The following is a 6,131-nucleotide window of genomic DNA, read 5'->3' as shown; positions in this document are numbered from 1 at the left end:
AAGTCATCAATAACATTCATGCCGATCATGGTTTCCCATAGAGGAAAAAAGTGATCGGCCTGGGATGTTATTGGGCGATCGGCATGGATGTTATTGAGTGATCGGCATGAATGTTATTGAGCGATCGCCATGCGTGGGAATACGCAGAATTAGACCTGGGTATGCATATACCGGTGTAGTGATAAGGAAGCAAGGCTCGGATGACATCATGGCGAGGGAGTTGATCCCATCATTAACGCCGGATATATGGTCGCAAACCGTATCAGCTCAGTTCTTGCACAACCCAGGGGCGTCCATATATGGTCTAATCATCCCGGACACCATTTTAGGTGGTACAGTCGCCACCATGACCTGAGGTGTTCAATGACAAGATTACGTCGCTCATTTACTGCCGAATTCAAACTCGAAGCCGCATCCCTGGTGCTCGACCAGGGATATTCTGTCCCCGAAGCCAGCCGTTCACTGGATGTCGGTGAAACCATACTTCGCCGCTGGGTTCGGCAACTGCAATCCGAACGAACTGGCACCACGCCTATCAGCAAAGCGCTGACCCCGGAGCAGCAGAAAATCCAGGAGCTGGAAGCCCGCATCCATCGGCTCGAGCGCGAAAAGGACATTCTAAAAAAGGCTACGGCTCTCTTGATGACGGACGAGTTCACACGTACGCGCTGATAGACCAATTAAGAGAGCAAGCCCCCATCACCCTGGTCTGCTGCGCTTTCGATGTTCCAACATCCTGTTTTTACGATTATCTGGCTCGCAAGCGGACGATTAACCGTGAGCGGATACAGCAACGCAGCGAGTTGCGCCGGTTGTTCAAAGAGAGCAGGAACTCGGCAGGCAGCCGCGCCTTGATGTCGATGATGCGGGAGTTGGGGTATCAGATTGGTCGATTCAAAGTACGTAACCTGATGAAAGAAGCCGGGCTGGCATCCAAACAGCCGGGCGCACACCGTTATAAGGTGGCACGGTCTGAACGACCGGACATTCCCAATCTGCTGGCCCGCGAATTTGATGTCCCGCAACCCAATCAGGTGTGGTGTGGCGATATCACCTACGTCTGGGCCGGTGGTCGTTGGCATTACCTGGCCGCAGTGCTCGACCTGCATACCCGGCGGGTCGTGGGCTGGGCGATGTCTGACAAACCTGATGCAGAGTTGGCAATCAAAGCGCTGGAGATGGCCTATCGGCAGCGGGGTTGTCCATCAGGCGTGCTGTTTCACTCCGACCAGGGCAGTCAATACGTCAGCCGGGCATTTCGGCAACGACGGTGGCGCTATCGCATGACCCAGAGCATGAGTCGTCGTGGTAATTGCTGGGATAACGCCCCGATGGAGCGATTGTTCAGAAGCCTGAAGTCAGAGTGGCTTCCTGCAACGGGATACATGAGCCTGCGGGAAGCAAAGCGGGATATCAGTTATTACCTCATGGATTACTACAACTGGCGGCGTCCACATCACCACAATGACGGGATACCGCCTGCAAAAGCCGAGGATCGGCCTAACCAAGTGTCCGGATTTAGTTGACCACTACACCGATCCACCTATGCAGACAGACTATTTGGCAAGTGAATCACATTGCTCTCCATCCCGCTAAATTCATGGGGTGGCACATAGTGATGCTTGCAACTGTCCAGCCAGTCAGCCCACCATTGCATCATCTGCTGGCGCTGGGTGATAAATTCGGCCCGATGAATGTAAGCCGCCCGCACACCGTTACGCTCCTTATGGCTCATCTGCCGTTCAATGGCATCCTCACTCCATTGACCTGATTCAAGCAGCGCGCTGCATGCCATCGCCCGGAAGCCATGACCGCATACCTCAACCTTGGTGTCGTAACCCAGTCGGCGCAAGGCACTATTCACGGTGTTTTCACTCATCGGTTTTGATACATCATGGTCACCGGCAAAAACCAGATCAAAGCGCCCGGTCAAAGGGCGGATCGCCTCAATGATTGCCAGTGCCTGGCGTGACAACGGCACAATATGCGGTTCTCGCATCTTGGCACCACGATGCGAGTATTTGACCCCCTCAATGAGGTCGCGAGACGCCGGGATCGTCCAGATTGCTCGCTCGATATCGAGTTCATCCCAACGCATGAAGCGTAATTCGCTCGAACGGACAAAGGTTAACAAGCTCAATTTCACAGCCATCTTGGTCAGCAGACGCCCCGCATAACTCTCAAGGCGACACAGCAACTCGGGAATATCCTGCAGCGGCAGCGCGGGATGGTGCTTGCCTTTGCGAACCGACAACGCCCCCGTCAAATCAGCGGCAGGATTGCTGTCAATCAACCCCGTTTGCACTGCATAACGCATGATGCCGTTGATGTGTTGCCGCACTCGTCCTGCCAAATCAAGCGCATCTCGCTGCTCTATCATGCGCAATGGAACAAGCAGGTCACGGGTCTTGAGTTCAGCAACGGGGCAATGGCCAATAGACGGAAACACGTCAGCTTCAAGCCGGGTCAAGATGCGTGAAGCATGATCCGGGGACCACTTGCCAGCACTCCTTGAATGCCATTCACGGGCAACAGCCTCAAAACTATTCGTTTGTTTACTGGTGATCTCGTTTCGCAACTGCCGCTTATGGACGACAGGATCGATACCTTTGGCTAACTGGTTTCGAACCTCTTCGCGCCTTTTACGCGCGTCAGTCAAAGAAAGGGTTGGGTAGTCGCCAAACGCCATCAGCCCTGCCTTACCATCTGGCTTGGTAAACTTGAAGCGCCACGAACGGGTACCGTTCTTTTTGACCAATAAGTGCAAGCCATTCCCATCGAACAAGGAATAGTCTTTTTCTCGCGGGCGGGCATTGCGACACTCGGTATCAGACAGGGGTTTGGTAGTTCGCGGCATTGGTATACGACTCCTTTATCGAATCGATGTATACCTAAGCGTATACCAATTTCTAGCGGATGTGTTAAGAATGACTCGGAATGCTCTGGACGTAAAAAAACCCAGAGACATTGAATCTACTGGGTTTTTTAAACTTTTTCGGAATGCTTTGGAAGTATCAATGGTGCCCGAGGCCGGAATCGAACCGGCACGACGCGAACGTCGAGGGATTTTAAATCAAAGAGATTCGTTTGCATCTCATTGCATGAAATAGCAAGCAGATGGAGCGAGTAACACCGCTAATTCACAACGAATGGCACCATGTCATAGGTCATCGCATACCGCTTATCACAGAATTCACAAAGATACGCCGCCGTGTTGGTCTTGCCCCCGATCTGATAATCTCTGAGCCTTCGCATTTGCAATCGTTTCAGTCGGAGTCCCCCATGGCAGCCTATTCCCCTCCCTTCACCCTGACCCACGCCATGTTGAGCCGGGTGGCGGAGATCGCCGAATTGGTGGGGCAATGGCGCTCGACGCAGAGCTCGCAAGTGCCCATGCTGCGCCGGGAAAACCGGATCCGCACCATCCAGGCCTCCCTGGCCATCGAGCACAACACCCTGAGCCTGGAGCAGGTCACGGCGGTGATCGACGGCAAACCTGTGTTGGGATTGCCCCGTGAGATCCAGGAGGTGCGCAATGCGTTTGCCGCTTATGAAGCAATGTCGGCTTGGGCCCCTACCTCTTCTGCGGATTTGCTCAGGGCCCATGGACGTTTGATGCACGGGTTATGCGATGACGCAGGGCAATGGCGTAGCAGTGGGGTCGGCATCTATCGGGGTGAGCAATTAGTGCATATGGCTCCCCCCCCGACTCAGGTTCCGCGTCTGATGGAACAACTGGTGCAATGGTTGGCAGAAACAGAGGCCCATCCCTTGATCGCCTCTTGTGCCTTGCACTACGAGTTGGAGTTTATCCACCCCTTTTCCGATGGAAATGGTCGTATGGGACGCTTGTGGCAAACGGTGATCTTGAGCCGTTGGCAACCAGTGATGGCCTTCCTGCCGGTGGAAGCGATCATCAAAGAGCGCCAAGAGCACTACTACCACCAATTAAGTCAGGCCGACAGGCTGAGTGACTGCACCGATTTTATTCTGTTTCTGCTAGAGGCGCTGCGAGATGCGTTGGCCGAAGCGATTGCCGCACAGCCGACATCTCAGCCCACCCCGCCAGAAAAAGTGAGGGTAGAAATGCCGGTAGAAATGCGGGTAAAAACGCCGGATGCGGTGTTGGCTATCTTGGTGGCTGAGCCGACCTTGACCCTTAAACAAGTAGCCGAGCGGATAGGCAGATCGACCAGCACGGTGGAGCGAGCGGCGGCGGCGTTGGTTAAGGCGGGACGATTACGCTTTGTTGGTCCACGCAAGGGTGGGCATTGGGAAGTGTTGTCATAGGACTGCTTGCTAAGGCCACCGAGTGAGTTGCTACAGCCGCCCAGCTTCCGGGTCGCATCAGTAAACATACAACCAGCCAAGTAAACCCAAGCGCAACGAACCCCATTTGCGCACAAAGGGGGGCGCAGTAACTCTCTGTTTTATCTCACTAACACCACAAGGTGTAAGATCTCCATTGGGGATAATCAGATACTGTGTGGATTTGACCCCATAGATCCAGACACTTTTTCCCGCTTAGGGTTGTGATACCCGACTGCGCAGAAATTCCCGAGGTGAACGGTATCCCAAGGCGCTGTGCGGGTGGTGTTCGTTATAATGCTCAAACGCGATGGCCAAATTGCCTACCGCTGTTCGGCTATCTGGTTTCGGCATCATCTCGATATAGTCTCGCTTCATCGTCTTCACGAAGCTCTCCGCTATACCGTTGCTCTGTGGGCTTCTCACCGCCGTCGTTCTGGGCTCCAACCCGATTTCTCGTGCAAACGCGCGGGTCTCATGGGCTCGATACGCCGAGCCATTATCAGTCAGCCACTCCACCGGTGATGCCGGCAACGCATCCCCGAAGCGTCGTTCGACAGATCTCAGCATGACATCTTGCACCGTGTCACTGTCGTAACCCCCGGTGCTGGCAGCCCAGTCCAACGCCTCCCTATCGCAGCAGTCCATGGCGAACGTGACTCGTAGTTTTTCACCGTTATCGCAGCGAAACTCGAAGCCATCCGAGCACCAACGTCGATTGCTCTCTTTGACGGCAACACGCCCCTTATGTGCCTGCTGGGCCAATGGTGCAGCCGGTTTTCTTTCCAGCAGCAGGCCATGCTCTCTCATGACGCGATATACCCGTTTGGCGTTTACTACAGGCTGTCTTGTTGCCTCTGACTGACGCCGTAACAGCGCCCAGACCCGGCGATAGCCATAGGAGGGAAGTTCTGCCATCGCCTCCATGATACGGCCAAGTAAGGCTGCATCATCACGCTGGCGATGATGACGACCATCTTGCCAACCTGGTTTGCGATGAACACGAACGGATAGCTGCGCACGCGATACATTAAGGGCCTGGCTCACAGCACTTAATCGTCGTCCCCCGGCAACAAGGGCGCATGCGCAATCCATTTTTTTGCTCGACCATACTCCACGGCTTCTTTGAGGATCTCGTTCTCCATGGTCTTCTTCCCGAGCAGACGCTGGAGCTCTCGGATCTGCTTGATGGCAGCAGCCAACTCGGAGGCTGGAACAACATCCTCACCGGCGGTGATCGCCGTGAGAGAGCCTTCCTGGAATTGTTTACGCCATTTGAAAAGCTGGTTGGCGTTGACGTCGTGCAAGCGAGCGACATGAGATACGGTCATTCCGGGCTCAAAGGTCTGCTGCACGATGGAGATCTTTTCCTGCGGAGTCCGGCGTCGACGGCGCTCAGCCCCTGTTAACACTTCGACCATTTTCTCGTTGCGACTAGTACTGAACATAGTTCCAAGACTACCTCTTAAATTAAGAGGGGCGAAGTGTCTGGATCTTCAAGGGGCCAATCTAGTCTACGACCCCAAGACCAAGCGCAATGTCATCCTGTCATATCAATTCCACGTGATAACTGAGTTAGGGTCCCACTCGGGAATCATCTATCCCAAATCCGGGAAAGTGAGTGATCGGTTAGAGTTTGACCCGTTCATAGCCCGCATCGTCATCATGTGTAAAGAAATGCGTATTCCGGCGAAGTTGAACAGCCATTCCGGCCAACGTGAACACCCTGATCCTTAACGCGCTCACGTCACCCCGTTTCTAACTCGAGTGTTCAGATTGGGTCAACTCACTTCTCCTCTTTCTCATCGATTCTCCCTTCAGTG

4 protein-coding genes are annotated in these 6,131 nt (G+C 54.1%); 2 read left to right on the top strand and 2 right to left on the bottom strand.

Features of this window, described 5'->3' with window-relative positions; translation table 11 throughout:
* The first annotated feature begins 363 nt into the window (after positions 1 to 363).
* Positions 364 to 1,526 (top strand): IS3 family transposase gene (locus tag J9892_RS15200; RefSeq protein ID WP_103859051.1). Its coding sequence is split into 2 segments (ribosomal slippage): positions 364 to 619 and positions 619 to 1,526, totalling 1,164 coding nucleotides; the frame shifts between segments, so codons are not numbered across the junction.
* A 17-nt stretch (positions 1,527 to 1,543) separates the two neighbouring features.
* Here the strand turns inward: J9892_RS15200 and J9892_RS15195 are convergent.
* Positions 1,544 to 2,857: an integrase arm-type DNA-binding domain-containing protein gene (locus J9892_RS15195; RefSeq protein WP_103859047.1), complete on the bottom strand. Its 1,314-nt coding sequence runs from the start codon at positions 2,855 to 2,857 to the stop codon at positions 1,544 to 1,546.
* A 425-nt stretch (positions 2,858 to 3,282) separates the two neighbouring features.
* Here J9892_RS15195 and J9892_RS15190 point away from each other — a divergent pair, with 425 nt between their 5' ends.
* The gene (locus J9892_RS15190; protein ID WP_210538552.1) at positions 3,283 to 4,290 is read left to right on the top strand and encodes a Fic family protein; all 1,008 of its coding nucleotides are present in this window, start codon (positions 3,283 to 3,285) and stop codon (positions 4,288 to 4,290) included.
* 234 nt (positions 4,291 to 4,524) lie between these two features.
* Here the strand turns inward: J9892_RS15190 and J9892_RS15185 are convergent.
* Positions 4,525 to 5,729, bottom strand: a protein-coding gene (locus J9892_RS15185; protein ID WP_117027705.1) for an IS3 family transposase whose coding sequence is annotated in 2 segments (ribosomal slippage) — positions 4,525 to 5,411 and positions 5,411 to 5,729 — 1,206 coding nt in all. Because the reading frame shifts where the segments join, the coding sequence is not laid out codon by codon here.
* Positions 5,730 to 6,131: the final 402 nt, after the last annotated feature.

The sequence above is a fragment of the Aeromonas sp. Prich7-2 genome (assembly GCF_017939255.1).
GTDB lineage: Bacteria > Pseudomonadota > Gammaproteobacteria > Enterobacterales > Aeromonadaceae > Aeromonas > Aeromonas caviae.
This window is presented reverse-complemented; position numbering and strand designations above follow the sequence as displayed.

What these genes read in the sequence shown, in the direction of transcription:
- J9892_RS15195 (WP_103859047.1), bottom strand. Translation starts at nt 2,857, where the DNA reads ATGCCGCGAACTACCAAACCCCTGTCTGATACCGAGTGTCGCAATGCC.
- J9892_RS15190 (WP_210538552.1), top strand. Translation starts at nt 3,283, where the DNA reads ATGGCAGCCTATTCCCCTCCCTTCACCCTGACCCACGCCATGTTGAGC.